We start from the raw sequence: 24,717 nt of genomic DNA, 5'->3' as shown, positions 1-24,717 counted from the left end.
GAATTCATTCACTGGAATTCGCTCAGAAAGTGATGAAGTGATCGTCTTCATTATCCTTCCATTCCATCCTTATAACAATTTTTCATTCAGTGGAACCCTCTAGAACCTCCCCTTCAAATGTTTGTAAAATTTCAACATTCCTTCTCCTGTTGTGTAAGACTGCTGTTTCGAGTATGATAGGAATAGCGATTTTTTTTAAAGAGGAGCGTATTTATGAAACGATCCATTTACGGATTGACGTTTGACCAACTGACAGATTGGCTTATAGATCATGGGGAGAAAAAGTTCCGCTCCAAGCAAGTATGGGACTGGCTCTACCAAAAGCGTGTGACAGACTTTTCACAAATGAAAAACGTGAATCAATCCTGCATCGATCTTCTCGATGAACATTTTACGATTGAGACACTTTCTGAAGAAATTAAACAAGAATCAAAGGACGGAACCGTTAAGTTTCTATTTAAATTAGATGATGGAAACGTTATTGAAACGGTACTGATGCGATTCAACTACGGGTTGTCCGTATGTGTGACAACACAGGTGGGCTGCAACATCGGCTGCTCCTTCTGCGCGAGTGGAATTCTTCGTAAGAACCGAGACCTTTCCAGTGGCGAGATTGTTGAACAGATCATGCAAGTCCAACAGCACCTCGACCAACAAGGCAACGATGAACGTGTAAGCCATATCGTTGTTATGGGAATCGGTGAACCGTTCGACAACTATGAAAACCTGATTGATTTCTTGAAAGTTGTGAACGATCAAAAAGGACTTTCCATTGGAGCGCGCCACATCACTGTATCCACAAGTGGAATCGCACCGAAAATGTATGAGTTCGCAGATGAAGGCATCCAGATTAATCTGGCCCTTTCCATTCACGCACCGAACAATGAACTGCGTACCCAAATCATGAAAATCAATCGTGCCTACCCACTCGAAAAACTGATGCCGGCTATTGATTATTACCTGGAAAAAACGAACCGACGGATTACCTTCGAATACATTTTACTCAAGGACGTCAATGACCATAAGAAGGAAGCGGAAGAGCTTGCGGACTTGTTGAAGGATAAGCGCCACTTATCCTACGTCAACTTGATTCCATACAACCCGGTCGCTGACAACCCTTATGAGCGAAGTGAAAAAGAAGCGATCCTTACGTTCTATCAAACGTTGATGGACCGCGGAATCAAGTGCGGCGTCCGTACAGAACACGGAACCGACATCGATGCCGCCTGCGGACAGTTGCGCAGTAAGCAAATCGAAAAAGAAAAAGCACGCAAAAAGAAAAAGATGCCGATGAACTAAAAGCATGAGGCCCCGGCCTCATGCTTTTTTTATAGGTACATCATACCCACTGAACATCGCAGCAGCTTGTTCATAAGAAACCTCTAACCCCTGCGCCAAACCCACCAGTTCTCCCAATAGATGGGGCGCAAACTCAAAAAAAATTGACTTCATCTCTCGGTGATTGATTTCAGGCTTTGTATTCTTTCCCCACACTTGATTCACCGCTTCAGAACTCATTCGCCTACTGGTGTTCAAGCCAATGTGAAAAGACTCATCTCTCAGTTGTAAAATGGGAACAACAATTGGCTGATGATTCTCCTCCTCCATCCCTTGGCTTTGGATCATACTGAATATACCTATCATAGTCTTCAGGAACACACCCGTCCTATCTTTTTTTGCTCTTGAATGATCGCTTTTATATAAAACAGAAAAAAATGGTTTTATTTGTAAAAATATAGGTAATAGAAGAATATACAAAAATATCCAAGGGGTGATGGAAATCTATCACAAAGGAGTTTTTCCAGAATGAGAAAATTCTTAGCTTTTCTATTCGTTTTCACTTTAACCTTTGGCAGTGCAGGGATCGTAAGTGCCGACAGTCATGACGGAGACAAAGATTGCAGCGACTTTGATTCTACAGCAGAAGCAGAGCAGTATTGGGAAGAAAATGGGTACGATGAAAATAACGATCCAGATGGATTAGACCGAGACAAAGATGGTGTACCATGTGAGAGCTTAGGTGGCAGCTCATCTGGTGATGGATCTGGTGATTCAGAAGCATCAGAAGACGAGGCAATGGAAGATTCTGAAGAGAACGGAACTCAAGAAGAATCTTCTGACGAAGAAGGTGGAGAGCTTCCAGAAACCGCAACGCCGTATGCTACATATGCGTTACTCGGGATGGGGCTGTTTTTATTGAGTGGCGGACTGTTGTTTGTACGCAGGGAAAATTAAATAACCATAACCATCGCTCCTCTTCAGCGAACCTTTATGGTTCGCTGTTTTTCTTGGGATCCTCTCGTCTACTCTTAAGAGCAAAACAGGTCTATCCGTTTATAGGATAGACCTGTCATTATTTCTGTGCTAACCCATGCATAATGAAGTCAATCGTATAATCAATTTCCTTTTCGTCCTCCCAGTTTAAATCAGGTGCAATGATAAAACGGGTGACCAGAAAACCGACCACGGAAGAGATAATCATACGTATGATGGAGGCATTCGGCATTTTTACAAGTTTTCCTTTTTCTTTCAATTGATTCAGCGCCTCTTCAAATTTCGGAAATATTTCTTCAAGGAATACTTCTTGAAATTTCCCCTGAAGCTCGGGGTGAAAAGCCATTTCCTGAATCACAATGCGCAAAAGAGGAGCGTTCTCTTTTGCAAATTCAAATCGATTTTTCAAAAGAGTTCGCAATAAACTTTCCAACCCCTCTGGAGGCTCCTCAAAAACTTCATTAGCGAAATGAGAAGCAAAAAACGGCAAAGTGAACTTCGTCATAAATGGTGTCACGATGGAGATCAAGAGCTCTTTCTTTGTTTTATAATGACGGAAAATTGTCCCTTCAGCTACATTCGCTTTGGCTGCAATTTCACTGGTGGAAGAAGAAGCGTACCCTTTTTCCGCAAAAATCTCTACGGCAGCTTTTAATATTTGTTCCTGTTTCGGTGTTAACTTTCGATCTTTTTCTGTCGTCTGTTCTAACGTTTCCACCATTTTGTTAAAGTCAGTCATTCATCCATCCTCCTAAGGCGTCCATTCTACCATTATAAACGCCGATGCTTCTTCAATGCGAATATATTCAATGTCGTGAACAGGGCTGTAAACCCTAGTAAAATATACACTTCCAGTTGGATCTCCGCAAAAGAAGCTTCGCGCAGCATAATCCCTCTCATTGCTTCGGCCCCATACGTTAAAGGCATCATCTGTCCAATAACCTGCACCCATGTGCCAAGTCCCTCTGTTGGGAATAAACCGGAGAAGAACACCTGGGGAACAATGATCAAAGGAATGAATTGAATCATCTGAAATTCATTCTTAGCAAATGCTGATACCAATGTACCAAGGCTCAAAGCCGCTAAGGCAAGTAATATAGTAACAATCAGTACATAAAAGAAGTTACCCTCCATAAACACCCCCAGAATGTAAATGGAAAAGGAGGCAATGATGAGAGACTGAAGAATCGTGAACAGTCCAAACCCTGCGAGATAACCGAACACGATTTCAGATCGTTTGATGGGGGTAGCCAACAATCGTTCCAATGTGCCCTGAGTACGTTCTCTTAAAAAAGAAACCCCGCCTACAATAAATACGAAGAAAAAGACGAAAAAACCGATGAGGACAGGTCCCACGTAATCAAATAACCCAAGATCCTCTGACCCATGGTAGTACTTAACGTCCATTGAACTTTGCTGATCCGCCCTTAAAGATTGCAATTCTTTTTGGATTGCCCCAGCAGCGTTTGGATCACTTCCCTCTAAAAGCAGGGATATTTTCTGGTTTTCAAAATACAACACAGCATCCAACGCCCCCTCTTCCAGCTGTTCTTCTGCTTTAGAAGAAGACAGCGTTTCAACAACAAGGGTGTCAGACGACAATTTCTCAAGCATGGATTCTGGAACGTCGACGGCTCCTAGTTCCAGGTTGGATTCATCATGATCCAGTACCATCCACATGAGGGACAAAACAAGGAGTGGTGCCACCACCATCAGAGCTACACTTCTTTTATCCCGCCGAAATTGGAGAAGGATTCTTTTCATTACATGGAAGGTATTCATTTTGTATCACCTCCATAATGCAAAAACACGTCCTCCATAGATGACACATTCATCTTTTCCTTCAACATTTCCGGAGTATCCATGGCTATCATTTTTCCGTTTCTTAGCAGAGCCAGACGATCGCACTTCTCCGCCTCGTCCATGACATGCGTGGTAACAATGATCGTAACGCCCTTATGCTTCAAATCATTAAGTTCGTTCCAAATCGACTGCCGTAAAACAGGATCGATGCCAACAGTGGGTTCATCAAGGATGATCATTTCCGGTTCATGGACAAGAGCTGCAGCTAAGGACAACCGCCTTTTCATCCCTCCGGAAAATGTTTCGACGGGCTGGTCTTTAGAAGAGGATAAGTTAACCATTTCAAGTACTTCTCTGATTCTTTTCCTTCTCTTTTTTCTCGATAGGGTATAAATGGAGGCAAAAAAATCTAGATTCTCCCATGCCGTCAACTCTTGATACAAAGCATCCGATTGCGCCATGAACCCGAAATTTTTCATCTGCGCAAGATGCCGCAAAACGGCCCCAGCAAGAGAAATGGTTCCTTCTGTAGGCTGTAGTATTCCTGCCATCAACTTTACAAGCGTGGTCTTCCCTGCCCCTGAAGGGCCCAGCAATCCAAAAATCTCACCTTTCTGTATGGATAGATCCACCTGGTCAATGATTGTAACTTTACCATAACGTTGGACGACACTCTTCATTTCAACCATAGAATTCAAATTAACCCCTCCTAAATGAGTGATTACTCACTTTAATTATACATCGCTTCCTGAACATGTAAAGGGAGAAATTATCTCATACCTTCGTTTCTCATCCCCTGGCAGTGTGTGATTCCAAGAAGAGTTCTTTATCAAAAGAACGGTTTATTCTGTTTAATCAATATTTAATATTAGATATCCATCGGCATTTTTAACTGCTATAATATTCTCAATCACTAAGGGAATGTCTGTTCGTAAATAATGGAAGGGGTAAAAAGTTGAAAAACCATGATGATCGCGAGGTCCTCTACTATCTTTTTTCAGGAATAACGCTCGCTTCGTTTTTTGGAGTCATTTTTTTGGCAGGATGGCTGGCAGGTGCTGGCTGGAGCACCTATTCCATTGAATTCAGTTGGAGTATGCTGAATACCGATACGCTTAAAGACATATTCACAAACTGATTTCAGGTTCTATTTTGGAAGCTTGTTCGATACAATACATCGATCATCTTTTGGAGGAGAAATTCATGGAAGAATGGATCATTTGGATGATGGAACAGTTCGGGTATCTGGGGGTTTATGCATTGATGGCGATCGAAAACCTTTTTCCCCCTATTCCATCAGAAGTTGTGCTGCCGCTTAGTGGGTTTATGACTGTAAGGACGGATTTAACGATTACAGGTGTTATCATTTATGCGACCTCAGGTTCTTTGACTGGATCTCTTCTATTGTATGGAATCGGGATGTCCATAAGCAGAGACAAACTGGAAGAGTTGGTAGAACGTCACGGAAAATATCTGCGCCTCACGAAAGCAGATGTGAACAAAGCTTTCCATTGGTTTGAGACCTATGGGTATTGGGCCATCTTTTTTTGCCGTATGCTTCCTCTTGTCAGAAGTTTCATATCCTTACCTGCAGGCATGGCCCGTTTATCCATCGTTCCTTTTCTTTTCCTTACCTTTTCAGGAAGTTTGATTTGGAATACAGCCTTGATCTACATAGGTGTCATCCTCGGAGATTCCTGGCGCGATATTGTGCACTATATGAAGGTGTACTCCATATGGACGTATGTCATCATCCTCGTTGTTGCTTTCCTTACCATCTGGTGGATGCGTAAAGGGAAAGGTGTTCGCTTATGGAGATGATGGAGTTCATCAAAGTCGTGATTCTTGGAATGTTTGAAGGTTTGACAGAGTTTGCTCCCGTTTCTTCAACCGGGCACATGATTCTTGTTGATGAAATGTGGCTGAAGACGGACTTGTTTCTGGGAGACTATGTAGCGAATACGTTTAAAGTGTTCATTCAGCTGGGATCTATTCTTGCTGTCGTTGTCATTTTCCGTGAACGATTTAGGGAACTATTGATATCCTCGCGGAAACGCAAAGGTCTCCGTTTAAAATGGTCCCATATTATCACAGGGCTCCTCCCCGCTGCCATTTTAGGTTTCCTTTTCGAAGATTTTATAGATAAACATTTGTTCACTCTCGAGACCGTTTTGATTGGATTAGGAGCAGGAGCTGTCTTCATGATTGCTGCTGATCTGCACCACCCCAAAGAAAGGAAAGAAAGTGTCGATCAAATCAGTCACTCACAAGCTTTCACTATAGGAATCTTTCAATGTTTATCACTGTGGCCCGGTTTTTCACGATCTGGTGCTACGATATCAGCAGGTGTTGTAATGGGGCTGAGCCACAGAGCTGCAGCAGATTTTACTTTCATCATGGCTGTCCCGATTATGCTGGGGGCAAGTAGCCTGTCCATTATAAATAACCTGGCCTACTTTCAATGGACAGCTGTTCCTTATTTTGCTGTCGGTTTCCTAAGTGCATTTCTCTTCGCTCTCTTATCCATTCGGTTCTTTTTGAAACTGATCAATCATGTGAAATTAATTCCATTCGCGATCTACCGTTTCATCTTAATCGTGGTTATCTGTTTTCTATATTTTTAATGAGAAAAAAGGACAAAGCTACAAGAGCTCAGTCCTTTTGGCCATCCTCTTTTTTCTCTAAAAAATACTTAACTCCTGCAACAGTACCGATACCAAGCAACGCATACTTCAACCCTTCCACCGTTGCTGATGGAGAGATGCCTTGCTGCCAATAGGAAAAAGCGACTCCTAAAACAACAGCGATGATGGGGATGTATCGGTTCGGCACACGTTTTGTCTGCCTCATCGCATACAACAATACAGCGAGTCCCGCATAGGGGGTGAAATCCATCATGAACTCCATGGGTTGATCTCCTTTAGAATAAAATAAGAGCCTATTCCATGTTATTCATGAAGCGAAGCTTGAAGTACTTTCTGCAAAAAAATAACGTCCCACCCCTTCCATGGGTCGAGACGCAATATTTTCTTATGAAACGAATGATTTCGGCCCCAGGGCTTTCTCGACTTCCATATAATCCAACCCATGTGCTTCTGCCACTTCACGGTAAGTCACACTGCCATTGACGACATTTACACCTTTTAGTAGCGCAGTGTTTTCGAGGCATGCCTTTTGAAAACCTTTGTTTGCAATTTGAACCGCATAAGGAATGGTAACATTTGTGAGCGCAAGCGTTGATGTCTGCGGAACAGCTCCCGGCATATTGCCAACCGCATAATGGACAACTCCATGTTTCACATAGGTCGGATCGTCATGTGTCGTAACGTGATCGACCGTTTCGACAATCCCGCCCTGATCGACAGCGACATCCACGATGACACTTCCCCGACTCATCGATTTCACCATATCTTCCGTCACAAGTTTTGGCGCTTTGGCCCCTGGAATCAAGACCGCTCCGATGACTAAATCGGACTCCCTGACCGCCTCGCTCAAATTCAATGGATTCGACATGAGCGTGTTGATCGATGAACCGAATATATCATCAAGCTGCCTGAGCCGGTCTGGGCTGAGGTCGATCATCGTAACATCCGCCCCTAAACCGATCGCTATTTTAGCAGCGTTTGTCCCTACAACACCACCTCCGATAATCGTCACCTTCCCGCGTTTCACCCCCGGAACTCCGCCAAGAAGAATGCCTTTACCTCCATGGGTGCGTTCTAAATATTGTGCACCTTTTTGTGTGGCCATCCTTCCTGCCACTTCACTCATCGGTGTAAGCAGAGGTAGTGATCCATTCCCGGATTGAACCGTTTCATAAGCAATGGCGACCACTTTTTTCTCTGCCAACGCTTTTGTCAATTCTTCATCTGCCGCAAGGTGCAAATACGTAAATAAGATTAATCCCTCATAAAAGTAAGTGTACTCTTCGGCGAGCGGCTCTTTCACCTTCAGAACCATCTGCTGTGCCCATGCCTCCGCAGCCGTGTCTACGATTTTGACTCCGACTTCTTCATATTGTTGGTTAGAAAAACCTGAGCGTTCCCCAGCTTTCGTCTCTAAAAAGACTTCATGTCCTTCATTGATTAGATTAACCGCGCCAGCTGGAGTAATCGCCACACGGTTTTCATTATTTTTGATTTCCTTCGGTATCCCTATCCGCATTCGAGAAACCTCCTAATTAAGGTCATATCGTTTGTATCGCCTCTACCACGGTATCCAGCAGGAGAGTCAGATCTTCTTCTTCGATAGACAAAGGAGGAGATAGTGTAATGACATTGTTAAAGCCGGCTACTGTCATCCCATTTTTGCCAATGATTACTCCTTTGTTCTTACAATAAGCGATGATTTGGTTGACTTTCTCCACCGCCAATGGTTCCTTCGTTTCCTTGAATTCCACCATCTCAATACCGATGAGCAAACCCTTTCCTCTCACATTGCCCACATGCCTATGGTTTTGAAGACGCGTGTTCAAATCATTTTTCGCTGCCTCTCCTAATTCCCGTGAACGCTCAAACAAGTTTTCTCTTTCCATAATCTCAATGTTTTTGAGTGCAACCGCACAAGCCGCTGGATGACCTCCGAAGGTATTGATGTGACGGAAGAAATCATACGTATCGTCTCCACAAAATGCTTCATATACTTCCCGTTTGACTGCAGTCGCTGAAAGAGGAAGATACGCACTTGTAATCCCTTTCGCCATCGTAATGATATCGGGCTTCACCCCATAGTTCATAAAACCGAACGGCTTCCCTGTACGTCCGAAGCCACAGATCACTTCATCCACAATCATGAGTGCCCCATGCTTTTGGCAAATCTTTTGAACCTCTTTCATATACTGCTCGGGCGGTACGATGACACCACCACCAGTAATGATCGGCTCCATGATAACTCCAGCAATTGACTCACTATATTCCCATGTCATTACATCATCGATTTCCTTTGCTCCAAAGCGGTCTTTTTCATTATGGTCATTCCGGTACTCATCAGGTGGAGCGACATGCAAAAAACCAGGGCCTAGAGGTTCGTACTTGTATTTGCGCTGCGCCTGCCCCGTGGCAGCTAACGCGCTTGTGGAATTTCCATGATATGCGCGATATCTTGAAATGAATTTCGTCCGGTAGTGATCTCCTTTTTGCTGATGATATTGTCGAACCATTTTAAACGCAGCTTCATTTGCCTCCGATCCACTGTTTGAGAAAAAGACGACATAATCATCACCAAGCAGCTGATTGATTTTTTCTCCTAATTGAATCGCAGCTTCATGACTTTGCGTAAGCGGCATATAAGAAAGATCCTTGATCTGTTCATAAGCTGCTTTCGCAAGCTCCTCCCGCCCATAACCAACGTTCACACACCATAAGCCTGACATCGCATCCAAATATTGGTTACCGTCTATATCGGTGATCCAGGACCCTTTCGCACTTTTGGCTACCATTGTCGCCTCAGGGTTATAGGGTTTCATGGAGTGCCATACATACTTCTCGTCTTTTGAAAGCATTTCGCTTTTTACATCAGCTTTAGTCAACGGAGATTCCTCCTCAATGGTCTTTTGTTAGAATTATCTTAATTATCTAATATTTAAGGCGTGCTTTCATTAGACATTGTGTCAAACAGTCATCTCCCCACTTTCACATAATGACAAGAGAGCTTATTAGACAATATGGCAGGATTCTTGAAGACTCAGTTTCGAGATGTTTTTTGAGTGGATGGGGCTGCGGGGAATGACTCGCTTTCCGCGGAAGCGCGGTGAGCCCCCTCGAGCTTCGCTCTGTGGGGTCTCACCAAGCACTTTTTTCCTCTTAGATATCCGGTTCCGGCGCCTAGCGGCTAGTGAGACTTCCTTCGCTTCTGTACGATAAGTCAACATCGAATCACTCCGTTCTTCGTGTTTCCTTTATCTCCGCCAGCTCAGTCCAGTCCATACGCCGCTGATCGAGGCGCCTGCACACTTAAGGTAGGAGTCTCCCTATTCCCCTCCGCCCCTTTGCCGTGGAAGATTCTCGAAACCACTTCTGGAAAAATCAGCTTGTATGATTGAGGGAAGTGGATAATATAACCCCCTCCACAGCTGGCATTCACAACGTAAAAGCTTGATACAGAGCGCTTTATGCATGCTTAGGAGAGAAGAGTGGGAGAAACTCCTTCTCAGTATAGAGATTCGTTTCTCCCTTATATGGAATGGGGTTGTTGGGAAGCTGCGAGACTCCCGTGGGAGAAGGAGATAGGCGAGATCCCGCAAGGCGATAGCCTGAGGAAGCTCGGCGCTCCCCCACAGGAAAGCGAGTAGCTTCCCAACAACCCCTGACTCCAAATACGGCAAACGAACCCCGGTTATCTTGAAACTGAGTCTTCAAGAAAAGGGAGCTTATGAGGAAGTGAGAAGTAGTTCTTTGCAGAGGGAGTTTTGTGGTACAATAGGCTAGGACTAAGATTCATGGGGGACGCTTATGATTTTGTATTATATCATCGCCATTGGTCTCATCATCCTTGATCAGTGGACGAAGTGGCTTGTGGTCACAAAAATGGATATCGGCCAAAGCATAACGATCATCGAAAACTTTTTCTATTTGACCTCTCACCGGAATCAGGGAGCTGCCTGGGGAATACTACAAGGGCAGATGTGGTTCTTTTATATCATAACGGTGATTGTCATTGGATTTGTCATTTATTATTTACATCAATATGGAAAAGAAAGTCGTTTTGTAGGTGTAGCTCTCGCGTTTATTCTTGCTGGGGCGATTGGGAATTTCATTGATCGCGTATTTCGTAAGGAAGTCGTCGATTTCGCCAATACGTACATTTTCACTTACGACTTTCCTATTTTTAATGTAGCGGACTCTGCTCTTGTCGTCGGTGTGATCTTTGTCATGATTGCAACATTCGTTGACGAGCGCAGAAAGAAAGGAAGTTTGAAATCTTGAGTGAACAATATAAAGTTACAGAAAGTGATCAGTCGAAGCGGATTGATAAATTATTAACAGAGGTCATCGAAGAAGCCTCCAGGTCCCAAATCCAAGGGTGGCTGAAAGATGACGTCGTCTTAGTTGATGGTAAAGCAGTGAAGAGCAATTACAAGGTACAGGAAGGCGAGTCCATTACATGGCATATTCCTGAGCCTGAACCGATGGATATTCTACCTGAGGATATTCCAATCGAGATTGTCTATGAAGATGAAGATGTGATTGTTGTTAATAAACCATCCGGGATGGTGATCCACCCGGCGGCTGGACACTATTCCGGCACGCTCGTCAATGCTCTCTTGTTCCATGTCAAGGATCTGTCTGGCATCAATGGGGTGGAGCGTCCGGGAATCGTTCATCGGATTGATAAAGACACGAGTGGTCTTTTGATGGTAGCTAAGAATGACCTTGCTCATCAATCACTCGCTGAGCAACTGTCGAAGAAAACGGTGGAGCGTAAATATGAAGCGATAGTCCACGGGGAAATTCATCATGAATATGGAACCATTGATGCACCGATTGGACGGGATCCTAAAGATCGCCAAAGGATGGCGGTTGTCGATGGCGGACGTGATGCGGTCACCCATTTCCGCGTGCTGCGTCATTTCACTGATTTCACCCTGGTTGAATGTAAACTGGAAACAGGGCGTACGCACCAGATCCGTGTGCATATGCGTTACATCGATCATCCACTAGCGGGTGATCCGAAGTACGGCCCTCGTAAAACTTTAGCCCTCAATGGTCAAGCGCTGCATGCTAAATCCCTTGGATTTGAGCATCCGAGAACAGGCGAATGGAAAAAGTTCGAGGTCGAACCTCCTGCGGAATTTAAAGAGACTCTGAAGTACCTGGAAACGAAAGAAGTATAAAAAGTTGTTGACAAACCTTACAGGGAGTGTCATACTTCCATATAGAATATAAAGACCTTTAAGGACAGTCCCGTGAGGCTGAAAAGGTGACGGTTGTACACAGAATACGTGTATTGAAAACCCCTTTTCTGCCTTCATGCGGAAAAGGGGTTTTTTCGTCACTGAATCCATGGAATCAAGGAGGACTCAATCATGAATGCAAAAGCGACTGTACTTGATGATGCAGCGATCCGTCGGGCATTGACCCGGATCTCTCATGAAATCATAGAAAAAAATAAAGGAATTGAGGATCTCGTCCTTGTAGGAATTAAAACCCGTGGCGTTCCGATCGCTCAGCGTCTTAAGGATAAAATCCAGGAGATTGAAGGAGCAGATCTTCCCGACGGGGAGCTGGATATCACGCTTTACCGCGATGATTTGACTCCTCAGGAAAATGGAGCGGAACCTCAATTGAAAGAAACGAACATCACGGCGGATATCGATGGGAAGAAAGTCATCCTCGTCGACGATGTTCTTTATACAGGCCGGACGGTGCGTGCCGCAATGGATGCACTGATCGACCACGGACGCCCGAAAGAAATCCAGCTGGCGGTTTTGGTAGACCGGGGACACCGGGAACTTCCGATCCGAGCGGATTATGTTGGGAAAAATGTTCCGACTTCTCAGGAAGAAATCATTACCGTCACTTTATCTGAAACCGATGAAGCGGACGAAGTGAAAATTTATGAAAAATGAATGAAGAGTAACCTTTAATGCAAGTCCCGTGAGGCTTAAAAGGTTCGTAAGGATACGTGTGTGTCTACACGTCTACCTCTTTGCGTGCTTTTTAAGCGCAAAGAGGTTTTTTTATGTGAAAATCTCGAGGGTTCCACTCATTTCACTACCCTCACACAAGAGGAGACATCAAGGAGGAATTCGATATGAAACAACATAAAGCAGCACTCGACGTTAATGAAGTACCAGCACTAAATAAATGGCTCGTTCTAAGCCTTCAGCATCTGTTCGCCATGTTCGGCGCAACAATTCTCGTTCCTTTTCTGACCGGATTATCCCCATCGGTCGCTCTCGTATCAAGCGGGTTCGGAACGCTTGCTTACCTGCTCATTACAAGAGGGAAGGTACCGGCCTATCTGGGATCGAGTTTCGCTTTCATTGCACCAATTATTGAAGTTTCCAAGTCCAGCGGCGTTGCGGGCGCGATGGTGGGAAGCTTCCTAGCCGGTCTCGTCTACGGCTTAGTTGCCCTGCTTATCTCCATTTTCGGAACAAAGTGGCTCATGAACCTGCTTCCTCCGATTGTTGTAGGGCCGGTCATCATTGTCATCGGTCTCGGATTAGCATCAACAGCTGTGGAGATGGCGATGTACTTGCCGGGTCAGGAAGAAAACATCTACAGTGGAACGCATTTCATGGTGGCCCTTGTCACACTGGCGATTACGATTATCGCATCGATCTACTTTAAAGGATTCTTTTCCCTGCTGCCGATCCTTTTCGGAATTGTCGGAGGATATGCGTTCGCTATGACTCAAGGAATTGTAGACACGAGCGGGATTCAGGAAGAATGGACCGCAATAACCACAGCAGGTTCGTTCACGGGCGCTATAGCCGCGCTCTTCCAAGCTCCTGATTTTCTTGTCCCATTCGTTGACTTTTCACCACTGGAAGTGATCAGCTGGGAAATCGCCTTTCTGATGGTTCCCTTTGCACTCGTCACGATCACGGAACATACAGGTGATCAAATGGTTCTATCGAAAGTCGTAGGAAAAAACTTTCTGAAAAACCCAGGCTTGGATAAATCGATTCTCGGAGACGGAGTGGCGACGTTCATCGCCTCCTGCCTCGGTGGACCTCCGAACACCACGTATGGAGAAAATATCGGAGTGCTTGCAATTACCCGGGTTTACAGTGTGTTTGTCATCGGAGGAGCGGCAGTCATTGCCATCGTCTTCGGTTTCATCGGCATGGTCACCGCGGTGATCAGTTCAATCCCCACAGCCGTCATGGGCGGTGTGTCCATCCTGCTCTTCGGGATCATCGCTTCCAGCGGTTTGCGTATGTTAATAGACAATCAAATCGACTTTGGTGAAAAAAGAAACCTCATCATCGCCTCTGTCATCCTCGTCATCGGGGTAGGCGGTGCTTTCGTCCAAGTGACGGAGGAAGTCCAAATTGCGGGGATGGCGCTAGCTGCCATCATCGGTGTCGGTCTTAATCTAATCCTGCCAGGTAAAGAAAAAGGACACGGAAATGGACAAATGTTCCAAGCACCAGAAGTCGAACAACAAAACAAGAAAGATCATGTAGCATAAACCAACACTAGCTTCACGTTTTAAATGAGTCCCGAGAGGCTCAAAAAGGTGCACTAGGGATGGGCTCGTTTGTCATGCGACGAGTTCAGCACCCCCAGACACCTGGGGGTGCTTTTTTTCTCCTTAGTCCCCGTTACATTAAAAATTAGGAACGGAGAGATGAACATGACCGCTATTCAATCCAAGAGGAATTTGCTTTCCATCAAACAACTGAGCAACGAGCAAATCCATAACCTTCTCTATTTAGCAGAAAGACTGGAAGATCCCGCAAACCGTCCTTCTTTTCCGGGACATTTCGCTGCCAATCTTTTTTTAGAACCAAGCACACGTACAAAAACGAGTTTTCACATAGCCGAAAAGAAATTGGGTTTCGATGTCGTTGAATTGGATGAGATTGATTCGAGCTTGACGAAAGGGGAAAGCTTGTATGACACGTTAAAGACATTAGAGTCGATCGGCGTGGATCTAGCTGTCGTCCGGCAATCCGAAGTCGGCGGCTTGACGGCATGTACGCAAGGGTTGGATATGCCTCTCATCAATGCTGGGGATGGATGTGGGGAGCACCCGACACAATCCCTTCTGGACTTGTACACCATCCACGAACATTTTCAAAGTTTCAGAGGGTTGCATGTATGCATTGCGGGAGATCTGAAACATAGCCGGGTAGCAAGGTCCAATGCCTACTCACTAAGGCAGCTCGGTGCCAACGTATCATTTGTAAGTAAACCCGAATGGCAGGATCCTACAATGACAGAGGACTACATCACGATGGACGAAGCCGTTGAAACTTGTGATGTCCTGATGCTGCTTCGGATTCAACATGAACGCCATACGAACCATGGTGAAACAGGAAGTTACCTGAATCAATATGGGCTGACAATCGAAAGGGAGGCACGAATGATGAATCACAGCATCATTCTTCATCCAGCTCCGGTAAACCGCGGGGTGGAAATCGATGAGAGACTCGTCGAATGCGAAAAGTCAAAGATTTTCAGGCAAATGACGAATGGAGTAACGATGCGGATGGCCATCATCCACGCACTCATGAAAGGGGAGCTTTAAATGAAGAAGAAAATCATTAACGGTCAGGTGTTTACAGATCACCGCTTTGAGAAATCTGAAATTTTGATCGAGAACGGTACGATTGTTGAAATAGCTCCGTCTGTTGGAGACGCGGATGAAGTCATTGACGCGAAAGAAGGTCTTGTTCTGCCAGGATTGGTCGATGTCCATATCCATTTACGCGAACCTGGAGACGAACAGAAAGAAACCATCCGTACAGGTACAGAAGCTGCAGCTCGCGGAGGCTTCACCACGGTATGTGCCATGCCGAACACAAAGCCTGTGCCTGATTCCGAAGAGAACATGAAAAAATTAATGGAGAAGATCAAGCAGGATGCATCGGTGAGAGTGCTTCCTTACGCTTCGATTACCACTCGTCAACTTGGAAGAGAGCTTGTTGACATGACAACCTTATCACAAATGGGTGCTTTCGCCTTTACTGATGATGGAGTCGGCGTCCAGACGGCTGGCATGATGTATGAAGCCATGAAGGAAGCGAGCCTTCTGAATAAAGCCATCGTTGCTCACTGCGAAGATAATTCACTCGTGTACAAAGGGGTCGCCCACGATGGTGAAGTAAGCAAAAGGCTCGGTCTTCCTGGAATTGCAAACATTGCTGAGTCCGTACAAATCGCGAGAGATGTGTTGCTTGCAGAAGCGACCGGCTGTCATTATCACGTATGTCACGTATCAACGAAAGAATCGGTAAGGGTTATCCGGGATGCGAAGAAGGCCGGGATTCATGTCACAGCGGAAGTGACCCCGCACCATTTGATTCTCAACGAAACGGATATCCGTGAAGACGATGCCTTTTTCAAAATGAACCCGCCGCTTCGTTCCAACGAAGATCAGGAAGCGCTCATCGAAGGTTTGATAGACGGAACCATCGATTTTATTGCGACAGATCATGCTCCACACACGGAAGAGGATAAGAAAGAAGGCTTCCTTTACTCGCCATTTGGAATCACAGGTTTGGAAACTGCCTTTCCTCTCTTGTACACCCACTTCGTAGAAAAGCATGGAATTCAGCTGGAGCGTCTCATTGAGTGGCTGACAAGGAAGCCTGCAGAGACTTTCGGGCTCCCTTATGGAACGTTAGAAAATGGGTTGGCAGCAGATATAACGATTGTGGAAGTAAATCATGAACGGATGATCGATCGTCACAGCTTTGCTTCGAAAGGAAAGAACACGCCTTTCCATGGCTGGAGAGCAAAAGGATGGCCGGAGTTAACGATGGTAAATGGAGAAATTGTATGGGAGGGGAAAACGCATGAAACAACTCGTGCTTGAAGATGGAACAGTATTTGTAGGTGAAGGATTCGGAAGTGAACGGGAAACGGTCGGCGAGGTCGTTTTTAACACAGGAATGAGCGGCTATCAAGAAGTGATTTCTGACCCGTCTTATTATGGGCAGTTGATCACCTTCACGTATCCACTCATCGGAAACTATGGCATCAATCGCGATGATTTTGAAACCGTAAACCCTGGAGTATTCGGGGTCATTGTAAAAGAACACTGTGATTTTCCTTCTAATTTTCGTAATGAAGAAACGATCGATGAATTTTTGAAAGCGAAAAATATTCCAGGCATCAGCGACATTGATACGAGAAAGCTGACGAAAATCATCCGCCAGCATGGAACGATGAAGGCGATGATCACTTCATCCGAGCGTTCGGTCTCTGAAGTACTCAGCATATTAGAGGCTACTCCGCTATTGAATGACCAAGTGAAACAGGTATCGACGGTGAAGCCTTATGTCGTTCCAGGACGAGGCGAACGGATTGTCCTCGTGGATTTCGGAATGAAACACGGCATTTTACGGGAGTTCACGAAGCGCGATTGTCATGTGACAGTCGTTCCTTACCATACTTCTGCAGAAGAGATCCTAAGACTGAAACCGGATGGCGTCATGCTCTCCAACGGTCCTGGTGATCCAAAAGATGTTCCGGAAGCGATCCAAACGATCCGTGAACTGATCGGTCAGGTACCTATATTCGGAATCTGTCTTGGGCACCAGTTGATTGCTCTCGCTTCTGGTGCAGACACTTCTAAAATGAAGTTCGGACACAGAGGAATCAATCAGCCTGTAAAAGATTTGGATACAGGAAGAACCTATATCACTTCACAGAACCATGGCTATGCTGTCAATCTCCATTCATTGGAACAGACCGAACTGCGCCTTTCCCAAGTTTCTTTGAATGACAACTCCGTGGAAGGGCTGAAACATAAGAACCACCCGGTTTTCTCTGTGCAATACCACCCGGAAAGTTCACCGGGACCGGAAGATACAGCTCACTTATTCGATGAATTCTTGAAAATGATCGATCATCACCAGAAGACAACGAAGGAGGACTCCCAATGCCTAAGCGTACAGATCTAACCAAAATTTTAGTTATCGGATCCGGTCCGATCGTCATCGGCCAGGCGGCTGAATTTGACTATTCCGGCACACAAGCATGCCAATCTTTGAAAGAGGAAGGGTATGAAGTCATCCTTGCGAATTCGAATCCAGCAACGATCATGACCGACCATACCTTCGCCGATCAAGTCTATATGGAACCACTGACGCTTGAGTTCCTGCAGAAAATCATCCGTAAAGAAACCCCTGACGCGATCCTTCCGACACTTGGGGGGCAAACGGGGCTGAATATGGCGGTAGAGTTGAGTGAATCTGGCATTCTCGAAGAATTTGATGTGGAACTCCTAGGGACTCCTCTTGATGCCATCCAACAAGCCGAAGACCGTGAGAAATTCCGTGCCTTGATGCATGAGATGAACCAACCTGTACCTGAGAGTGAAATTGTCAGCACGGTAGAAGAAGCATTGGATTTTGCAGAGACCATAGGCTTTCCGGTCATCGTCCGCCCTGCATACACGATGGGCGGCGCTGGTGGAGGTATGTGTGACGATGCCGCTCAGTTGAAAGAGATTGCTAGAAGTGGACTGGCTGCTTCTCCGGTCAGTCAGTGCTTAATCGAAAAAAACATTGCCGGCTTCAAAGAAGTAGAGTACGAAGTGATGCGTGATGGTGCAGACAATAAAATCGTTGTTTGTAACATGGAAAACTTTGATCCTGTAGGCATTCATACCGGGGATTCCATAGTTGTGGCCCCTTCCCAAACGCTCAGTGACCGGGAATATCAAATGCTGAGAAACGCCTCATTGGAGATTATCCAGGCGCTGCAAATTGAAGGGGGATGTAATGTCCAGCTTGCTCTCGATCCGAACAGTTTTCAATATTACATCATCGAAGTAAACCCTAGGGTCAGTCGTTCTTCAGCACTCGCATCCAAGGCGACCGGTTATCCGATTGCAAAACTCGCAGCCAAAATCGCTGTTGGAATGACGTTGGATGAAATCAAGAACCCGGTCACTGGTACGACTTATGCCTGTTTTGAACCAGCGCTCGATTATGTCGTAACGAAAATCCCACGCTGGCCCTTCGATAAATTTGCCAAAGGAAACCGTACACTTGGTACGCAGATGAAAGCGACCGGTGAAGTGATGAGTATCGGGAGAAGCTTCGAAGAATCCCTTCTGAAAGGGATCCGTTCGCTGGAAGGAGATACAGAAGAGCTATATCTCTCTTATGCCGAACATATGAAAGAGGAAGAACTCTCAAGAAGATTGAGAAAAGCGGATGATGAACGAATATTTTTAATCGCAGAAGCATTAAGGAGAGGTTATTCCATCGAAAGCCTTCATGAAATGACAGGCGGCATCGATCTATTCTTCCTTTATAAATTGCAGCGCATCATCCAGCTCGAAAAGCAAGTCGCTAGAGGGGAAATGGATGCCTCTTTACTACAAAAGGTGAAGAAGATCGGCTTTTCTGATGCTCAGATTGCACGGTTGACTGAACGGACGGAAGCAGAAGTGAGGGAATGGAGAAGAAGTCACGGCATCCGCCCCGTGTACAAGATGGTCGATACGTGCGCTGGTGAGTTTGAATCCGAAACGCCTTATTTTTACAGCAGTTATGAAGATGAAAACGAAGCCATCCCAAGTAGCAATAAAAAAGTGCTCGTGATCGGTTCTGGTCCGATCCGCATCGGCCAGGGAGTCGAATTCGACTATGCAACCGTACATTCTGTCCTTGCTCTGAAGGAAATGGGCTATGAAGCCATCATTATGAACAACAACCCGGAAACGGTCTCCACAGACTTCAGCGTTTCTGACAAGCTTTATTTTGAACCGTTATCGCTTGAAGATGTAATGAATGTTATCGACCTCGAACAGCCGGAAGGAGTCATCGTCCAGTTTGGAGGTCAGACAGCCATCAACCTCGTCGACGGACTGACGAAAGAAGGCGTTCGGATTTTAGGTACAACGATGGAATCGATCGATAAAACAGAAGACAGGGACTTGTTCGAACAACTGCTCAACGATTTGAACATCCCTAAGCCAGGAGGGGAAAGCGTCACAAGCGCAGAGGAAGCATTCCTTGCTGCTGAAAAGATCGGCTATCCGCTTGTCGTCAGACCTTCTTATGTCCTGGGCGGCCGTGCGATGGCGATCGTCTATTCCAACGAAGAGCTCTCTTCTTACTTGGAAACGAATGCATCCGCACACAATGGCCACCCCATTTTGATCGACAAGTACATGACGGGAATGGAAATCGAAGTAGATGCCATCTCGGACGGAGAGGATGTTTTCATCCCGGGGATCATGGAACACATTGAACGCGCCGGTGTCCACTCTGGAGACTCCATGGCGGTTTATCCGACTCAGAGGCTGACGAAAGAACTTGAACAACAGTGTATCGATGCAACCACGAAGATCGCAAGAGACCTGAATATGAAAGGGCTCATCAACATCCAGTTCGTCGTTTACAAAGGGACCGCCTACGTCCTTGAAGTGAACCCTAGAGCAAGCCGGACGGTACCTTTCCTGAGTAAAATCACCGGCGTACCGATGGCGCGACTTGCGACGAAGGTTTTATTAGGCAAAACGTTGAAAGACGAAGGGTACACATCCGGGGTCGCTGCAAAGCCAAATGGTGTCTATGTCAAAGTACCTGTGTTCTCTTTTGAAAAGCTTAGAAGTGTTGATACGACACTCGGGCCTGAAATGAAGTCGACCGGTGAAGTCATCGGGTATGACCAAACATTAGAAAAAGCCCTTTACAAAGGAATGACATCAGCAGGGTTGAAGATACCGACACAAGGGTCTGTCTTGTTGACCGTTGCTGACAAAGATAAATCAGAGATGCTGGACATTGCGAAGACATTCTTTGAGCTGGGCTTTCGATTGTTCGCCACAGAAGGAACAGCCTCTGTCATTGAAGAAGCTGATATTCCTGTGGAAGCGGTAGGAAAAGTGGGTTCCGATCAGCGTGATGTCATCGATCTGATCCAACAAGGAGAAGTCCAATTCGTCGTCAACACGCTCAACAAAGGTATGCGTGCAAGATCCGATGGATTCAGAATCCGCAGAGAAGCGGTCGAACATGGACTCGCCTGCTTAACAAGCCTGGACACGGCCAAAACCATTGTCGATGTCATCAATGCGATGTCCTTCTCGGCACGTGCAATCACACCGATGGAAGGAGTGACAGGATGAAAAACGAATGCATGACCATTCTTAAACACGAGAAGGTTGCGAGAGATACGCACCTTCTCGTGCTGGAAGGAAATCTGGTACATGACATCATGGATCCCGGTCAATTTGTCCATATAAGGATCGATGGCTTCTACCTGCGACGCCCGGTGTCCATTGCAGATTATGACCCTGCAAAGGAAACCATGACTTTAATTTATAAAGTCATGGGAGACGGGACGAAAGCGTTGACGAATCGGCGGATCGGTGAACAATTAGATGTGCTTGGCCCTGGAGGTCAAGGCTTTCCGACATCACAAATTCATGCTGACCATGCTCTGATTATTGGTGGGGGGATCGGAGTGCCTCCACTTTACAGCACAGCGAAGAAGCTGAAAGAGAACGGAGTAGCCGTCACGAGTATTCTTGGTTTCAGATCCAGGGAGGATGCCTTTTTACTGGATGAATTCAGAGCTCTTGGAGCAGTTCATGTGACGACAGAAGATGGATCATTAGGAAGGAACGGCCGTGTAACGGATGCTCTTCCTTGTGTAAAAGAAGACTACCAGCACTACTTATCCTGTGGTCCGACGGTTATGTTGAAAGCAGTGGCGGATCATCTTCCTGATAAAGAAGGATATTTGTCTATGGAAGAGCGGATGGGCTGCGGAATCGGCGCTTGTTTTGCCTGTGTCGTCGAATCGAAAGACGAAAAAGGGTACAAGCGCATCTGTTGTGATGGACCTGTATTCAAGGCCGAGGAGGTCGTCTTATCATGAATTTATCTGTGAAACTACCAGGTTTGAATTTGAAAAATCCCGTGATGCCGGCCAGTGGATGTTTTGCATTCGGGAAGGAATTCGCTCAATTTTATGATCTTTCCAACCTTGGAGCCGTCATTATGAAAGCAGCTACGAAGGAACGGCGCTTCGGAAATGGCACGCCGCGAGTAGCGGAGACGGCAAGTGGGATGCTGAATGCGATCGGCCTGCAAAACCCTGGTGTGGAAAGCATCATTTCAGACGAAATTCCTTTTTTGAAAAATCATCATCTTCCGATCATTGCCAATGTCGCTGGGAGTACGGTGGAGGAATATGTAGAGGTTGCCGAGCGAATCTCTCCCTATGTGGACGCTATCGAATTGAACATCTCGTGTCCGAATGTCAAAGAGGGAGGGGTGCAGTTCGGCACCGAGCCTGCCTTAGCTAAAGAAGTGATCCGACATGTCGTCGATGTGAGCGTTGTGCCCGTCTATGTGAAGCTGTCACCAAATGTAACCGACATTGTCGGAATGGCGCTAGCGGCTGAAGAGGCTGGAGCATCCGGACTTTCCATGATTAATACACTGACAGGAATGAGGATTGACCCTAAAACCCGAAGACCTGTCATTGCAAATGGAACTGGAGGTCTATCCGGAGCAGCAATCAAACCGGTCAGCATTCGGATGATCCATCAGGTTTATCAAGCTGTAACGATCCCGATCATCGGCATGGGCGGGATCGAAACGGCTGAAGATGTATTGGAATACCTCCTTGCCGGTGCAAGTGCCGTGGCGATCGGAAGTGCGAACTTTAAAAATCCTTTTATCTGTAAGGAAATCATTGAAGAATTGCCGGCTACTCTTTCGCGCTACGGGTTTTCAAGCGTAGAGCAAGTGATTGGAGGTGCTCATGATGAAAAAATTGAAACCTCTCTACTTCGCTCTTGATTTCCAAACGGGAAATGAGGCACTGGACTTTTTGGAGCGTCACCAACTTACGGGCATCCCGGTTAAAGTGGGCATGGAGCTTTTTTATAAAGAAGGTCCTAGCATCATCCATCAATTGAAAGAAAAGGGGCATGAAATCTTTCTTGATTTGAAGCTGCATGATATTCCAGAAACGGTCCGTCGTGCAATGAGAGGGCTTGCCGGCATGAACGTCGATGTCGTGAACGTCCATGCTCAAGGCGGGGAAGAAATGATGAAAGCCGCGAAGACCGGCTTGCAAGAAGGGGCGCAAGATCACATTCCTGTCTTATTAGCTGTCACCGTCCTTACCTCTTCTGATCAAAAGATGCTGGAGGATGAACTGTTGATCGACCACCCCTTGGCTGATGTAGTCAAGCACTATGCAGGACGTGCAGAGAAATGTGGTGTGGATGGTGTCGTTTGCTCGGTAGAAGAGGCCGAAATCATAAAGAGAAATACCGCGCTTGCTGCTTTGACCCCTGGTATCCGTCTTGCAGGTGGAGAACATCATGATCAGAAACGGGTCGCTACCCCTGATAAAGCTCGGGAAAACGGTAGTGATGCGATGGTTGTGGGTAGAGCAATTCGAGACGCGGAAAAACCGAGAGAAATGTATAGGAAAATAAAGGAGGCCTTTCAACATGAGTCAATCAACACTCATTCGTGACTTGCTTCACATAGGAGCGGTAAAAATTGAAACCGATAACTACTTCACATGGACATCCGGACTAAAGTCTCCGATTTACTGCGACAATCGTTTAACGATGTCCTACCCTGAAGTAAGAAGAAGCATTGCACAAGCATTTGTTAAGAAGATCGAAGCTCTCGGGCCCATAGACGTCATCGCAGGGTGTGCAACAGCAGGTATTCCCCATGCAGCCTGGGTGGCGGACCTTCTGAACCTTCCCATGGTTTATGTCAGGTCTTCAGCCAAAAAGCATGGAAAAGGAAATCAGATTGAAGGTCACATTGAAAAAGGGCAAAAAGCGATTGTCATTGAGGATTTAATTTCCACAGGGAAATCGTCCATAGAAGCTGCAGAGGCACTTGAAAACGAAGGTGTCGAAGTGGTTAAAGTGCTGTCGATCTTCACCTATAATCTTCAAGCGGCTCAAGATGCGTTCACAGGTAAAAGTTATTCGTATCAATCGCTGACAAGTTATGAAGCGCTTCTTCAGCAGTTACTTACTGAAAACCAAATCGAAAAAGAGCAGGAACAATTATTGATGAAGTGGAGACAGGATCCGTATGTTTTTACGAACTCTTAACAGATAGAGGAGTTGCTATTTCTTCAGTCTCCTAGTACGATGAAATCATCAAAGCGTATTGGTGATGTCAATGAAATCAAAAAAACATTCTTTTTTCATACTCATGAATGCCTCGCTCGGCTTATTGACCTGTTTTGTCTATTTATATACGTGGGTGGCATTCGCATTTATGGAGTCCATGTGGTCCTTGGAACCTTTATTGAGTTTAGTCGCTTCCCTCGCTTTATTCATTTTGTGGAATGTTTATATGCTGAAGCGGGAAAGCCGGAGGTATTGGGCACAAGCGATTTTTTCTTATCTTGCATCGATAGCGGTATTCGCATATTTTCTAACCTGAAACCACGATTCAATCGTGGTTTTTTTAATCCAATAACATCAATGCAATCCATGAATGATTATAGATAAGCTCCCTTTTCTTGAAGACTCAGTTTCAAGATAACCGGGGTTCGTTTGCCGTATTTGGAGTCAGGGGTTGTTGGGAAGCTACTCGCTTTCCTGTGGGGGAGCGCCGAGCTTCCTCAGGCTATCGCCTTGCGGGATCTCGCCTATCTCCTTCTCCCACGGGAGTCTCGCAGCTTCCCAACAACCCCATTCCATATAAGGGAGAAACGAACCCCTATACCGAGAAGGAGTTTCTCCCACTCTTCTCTCCTAAGCATGCATAAAGCGCTCTGTATCAAGCTTTTACGTTGTGTATGCCAGCTGTGGAGGGGGTTATATTATCCACTTCCCTCAATCATATAAGCTGATTTTTCCAGAAGTGGTTTCGAGAATCTTCCATGGCAAAGGGGCGGAGGGGAATGGGGAGACTCCTACCTTAAGTGTGCAGGCGCCTCGATCAGCGGCGTATGGACTGGACTGAGCTGGCGGAGATAAAGGAAACACGAAGAACGGAGTGATTCG

General features: G+C 45.8%; 24 protein-coding genes. 17 read left to right on the top strand and 7 right to left on the bottom strand.

Annotated elements, in window-relative coordinates:
- Positions 1-213 precede the first annotated feature (213 nt).
- Complete coding sequence (gene rlmN / locus DYE48_RS00200) at positions 214-1,299, top strand: dual-specificity RNA methyltransferase RlmN (RefSeq protein WP_089653992.1); 1,086 nt, start codon at positions 214-216, stop codon at positions 1,297-1,299.
- Positions 1,300-1,317: 18 nt separating this feature from the next.
- Here rlmN and DYE48_RS00195 read toward each other — a convergent pair whose 3' ends face one another.
- Positions 1,318-1,626 (bottom strand): hypothetical protein, encoded by a 309-nt coding sequence (locus DYE48_RS00195; protein ID WP_115821865.1) that lies wholly within the window; start codon positions 1,624-1,626, stop codon positions 1,318-1,320.
- A gap of 180 nt (positions 1,627-1,806) precedes the next feature.
- Here DYE48_RS00195 and DYE48_RS00190 point away from each other — a divergent pair, with 180 nt between their 5' ends.
- Positions 1,807-2,235: an excalibur calcium-binding domain-containing protein gene (locus tag DYE48_RS00190; RefSeq protein ID WP_115822250.1), complete on the top strand. Its 429-nt coding sequence runs from the start codon at positions 1,807-1,809 to the stop codon at positions 2,233-2,235.
- A gap of 118 nt (positions 2,236-2,353) precedes the next feature.
- On the opposite strand, the gene DYE48_RS00185 is transcribed toward DYE48_RS00190, so the two are convergent.
- The 3 genes from DYE48_RS00185 to ccmA are packed head-to-tail and all read right to left on the bottom strand — an operon-like array spanning position 2,354 to position 4,766.
- Entirely contained in the window at positions 2,354-3,013 is a 660-nt protein-coding gene (locus DYE48_RS00185) for a TetR/AcrR family transcriptional regulator (RefSeq protein WP_115821864.1), read from the bottom strand.
- A 32-nt stretch (positions 3,014-3,045) separates the two neighbouring features.
- The gene (locus tag DYE48_RS00180) at positions 3,046-4,056 is read right to left on the bottom strand and encodes an ABC transporter permease (RefSeq protein ID WP_115821863.1); all 1,011 of its coding nucleotides are present in this window, start codon (positions 4,054-4,056) and stop codon (positions 3,046-3,048) included.
- The gene (gene ccmA, locus DYE48_RS00175; protein WP_115822249.1) at positions 4,053-4,766 is read right to left on the bottom strand and encodes a heme ABC exporter ATP-binding protein CcmA; all 714 of its coding nucleotides are present in this window, start codon (positions 4,764-4,766) and stop codon (positions 4,053-4,055) included. The genes DYE48_RS00180 and ccmA overlap by 4 nt, the downstream gene beginning before the upstream one ends.
- Positions 4,767-5,032: 266 nt before the next feature.
- On the opposite strand from ccmA, the gene DYE48_RS00170 reads away from it, so the two are divergent.
- From DYE48_RS00170 to DYE48_RS00160, 3 genes are all read left to right on the top strand, one after another.
- Positions 5,033-5,215, top strand: coding sequence for a hypothetical protein (locus DYE48_RS00170; RefSeq protein WP_115821862.1), 183 nt, complete (start codon positions 5,033-5,035; stop codon positions 5,213-5,215).
- A gap of 65 nt (positions 5,216-5,280) precedes the next feature.
- Positions 5,281-5,898: a DedA family protein gene (locus tag DYE48_RS00165; protein ID WP_115821861.1), complete on the top strand. Its 618-nt coding sequence runs from the start codon at positions 5,281-5,283 to the stop codon at positions 5,896-5,898.
- The gene (locus tag DYE48_RS00160; protein ID WP_115821860.1) at positions 5,889-6,701 is read left to right on the top strand and encodes an undecaprenyl-diphosphate phosphatase; all 813 of its coding nucleotides are present in this window, start codon (positions 5,889-5,891) and stop codon (positions 6,699-6,701) included. Before DYE48_RS00165 ends, DYE48_RS00160 begins: the two co-directional genes overlap by 10 nt.
- A 28-nt stretch (positions 6,702-6,729) precedes the next feature.
- On the opposite strand, the gene DYE48_RS00155 is transcribed toward DYE48_RS00160, so the two are convergent.
- The 3 genes from DYE48_RS00155 to DYE48_RS00145 all read right to left on the bottom strand — a co-directional run bounded on the left by DYE48_RS00155 (position 6,730) and on the right by DYE48_RS00145 (position 9,604).
- Positions 6,730-6,984 (bottom strand): phage holin family protein, encoded by a 255-nt coding sequence (locus DYE48_RS00155; protein WP_115821859.1) that lies wholly within the window; start codon positions 6,982-6,984, stop codon positions 6,730-6,732.
- A 123-nt stretch (positions 6,985-7,107) separates the two neighbouring features.
- The gene (gene ald, locus DYE48_RS00150) at positions 7,108-8,241 is read right to left on the bottom strand and encodes an alanine dehydrogenase (RefSeq protein WP_115821858.1); all 1,134 of its coding nucleotides are present in this window, start codon (positions 8,239-8,241) and stop codon (positions 7,108-7,110) included.
- A 22-nt stretch (positions 8,242-8,263) separates the two neighbouring features.
- Positions 8,264-9,604, bottom strand: coding sequence for an aspartate aminotransferase family protein (locus tag DYE48_RS00145; protein ID WP_115821857.1), 1,341 nt, complete (start codon positions 9,602-9,604; stop codon positions 8,264-8,266).
- A 922-nt stretch (positions 9,605-10,526) separates the two neighbouring features.
- On the opposite strand from DYE48_RS00145, the gene lspA reads away from it, so the two are divergent.
- The 12 genes from lspA (at position 10,527) to pyrE (ending at position 23,814) form a co-directional block, all read left to right on the top strand.
- On the top strand, positions 10,527-11,000 hold the full coding sequence (gene lspA, locus DYE48_RS00140; protein ID WP_115821856.1) for a signal peptidase II: 474 nt from the start codon (positions 10,527-10,529) through the stop codon (positions 10,998-11,000).
- Positions 10,997-11,908: an RluA family pseudouridine synthase gene (locus tag DYE48_RS00135; protein ID WP_115821855.1), complete on the top strand. Its 912-nt coding sequence runs from the start codon at positions 10,997-10,999 to the stop codon at positions 11,906-11,908. The genes lspA and DYE48_RS00135 overlap by 4 nt, the downstream gene beginning before the upstream one ends.
- Positions 11,909-12,100: 192 nt before the next feature.
- Entirely contained in the window at positions 12,101-12,643 is a 543-nt protein-coding gene (gene pyrR / locus DYE48_RS00130) for a bifunctional pyr operon transcriptional regulator/uracil phosphoribosyltransferase PyrR (protein ID WP_089654623.1), read from the top strand.
- 185 nt (positions 12,644-12,828) lie between these two features.
- Positions 12,829-14,217: a solute carrier family 23 protein gene (locus DYE48_RS00125; protein ID WP_115821854.1), complete on the top strand. Its 1,389-nt coding sequence runs from the start codon at positions 12,829-12,831 to the stop codon at positions 14,215-14,217.
- Positions 14,218-14,382: 165 nt separating this feature from the next.
- Positions 14,383-15,279 (top strand): aspartate carbamoyltransferase catalytic subunit, encoded by an 897-nt coding sequence (locus DYE48_RS00120; RefSeq protein ID WP_115821853.1) that lies wholly within the window; start codon positions 14,383-14,385, stop codon positions 15,277-15,279.
- Positions 15,280-16,569: a dihydroorotase gene (locus DYE48_RS00115; protein ID WP_115821852.1), complete on the top strand. Its 1,290-nt coding sequence runs from the start codon at positions 15,280-15,282 to the stop codon at positions 16,567-16,569.
- On the top strand, positions 16,550-17,659 hold the full coding sequence (locus DYE48_RS00110; RefSeq protein ID WP_115821851.1) for a carbamoyl phosphate synthase small subunit: 1,110 nt from the start codon (positions 16,550-16,552) through the stop codon (positions 17,657-17,659). The genes DYE48_RS00115 and DYE48_RS00110 overlap by 20 nt, the downstream gene beginning before the upstream one ends.
- The gene (gene carB / locus DYE48_RS00105; RefSeq protein ID WP_115821850.1) at positions 17,638-20,841 is read left to right on the top strand and encodes a carbamoyl-phosphate synthase large subunit; all 3,204 of its coding nucleotides are present in this window, start codon (positions 17,638-17,640) and stop codon (positions 20,839-20,841) included. Before DYE48_RS00110 ends, carB begins: the two co-directional genes overlap by 22 nt.
- Entirely contained in the window at positions 20,838-21,596 is a 759-nt protein-coding gene (locus DYE48_RS00100; protein WP_115821849.1) for a dihydroorotate dehydrogenase electron transfer subunit, read from the top strand. Before carB ends, DYE48_RS00100 begins: the two co-directional genes overlap by 4 nt.
- A complete protein-coding gene (locus DYE48_RS00095) occupies positions 21,593-22,525 on the top strand; it encodes a dihydroorotate dehydrogenase (protein ID WP_115821848.1) in 933 nt (310 codons plus the stop codon). Before DYE48_RS00100 ends, DYE48_RS00095 begins: the two co-directional genes overlap by 4 nt.
- Positions 22,491-23,213, top strand: coding sequence for an orotidine-5'-phosphate decarboxylase (gene pyrF, locus DYE48_RS00090; RefSeq protein WP_115821847.1), 723 nt, complete (start codon positions 22,491-22,493; stop codon positions 23,211-23,213). The genes DYE48_RS00095 and pyrF overlap by 35 nt, the downstream gene beginning before the upstream one ends.
- Complete coding sequence (gene pyrE / locus DYE48_RS00085; RefSeq protein ID WP_115821846.1) at positions 23,188-23,814, top strand: orotate phosphoribosyltransferase; 627 nt, start codon at positions 23,188-23,190, stop codon at positions 23,812-23,814. Before pyrF ends, pyrE begins: the two co-directional genes overlap by 26 nt.
- The last annotated feature ends 903 nt before the right edge of the window (positions 23,815-24,717 follow it).

The sequence above is a fragment of the Halobacillus trueperi genome, assembly GCF_003386945.1.
Taxonomy (GTDB): domain Bacteria; phylum Bacillota; class Bacilli; order Bacillales; family Halobacillaceae; genus Halobacillus; species Halobacillus aidingensis.
Note: the sequence above shows the minus strand (reverse complement) of the source record. Positions and strands in the feature narration are given on the sequence as shown.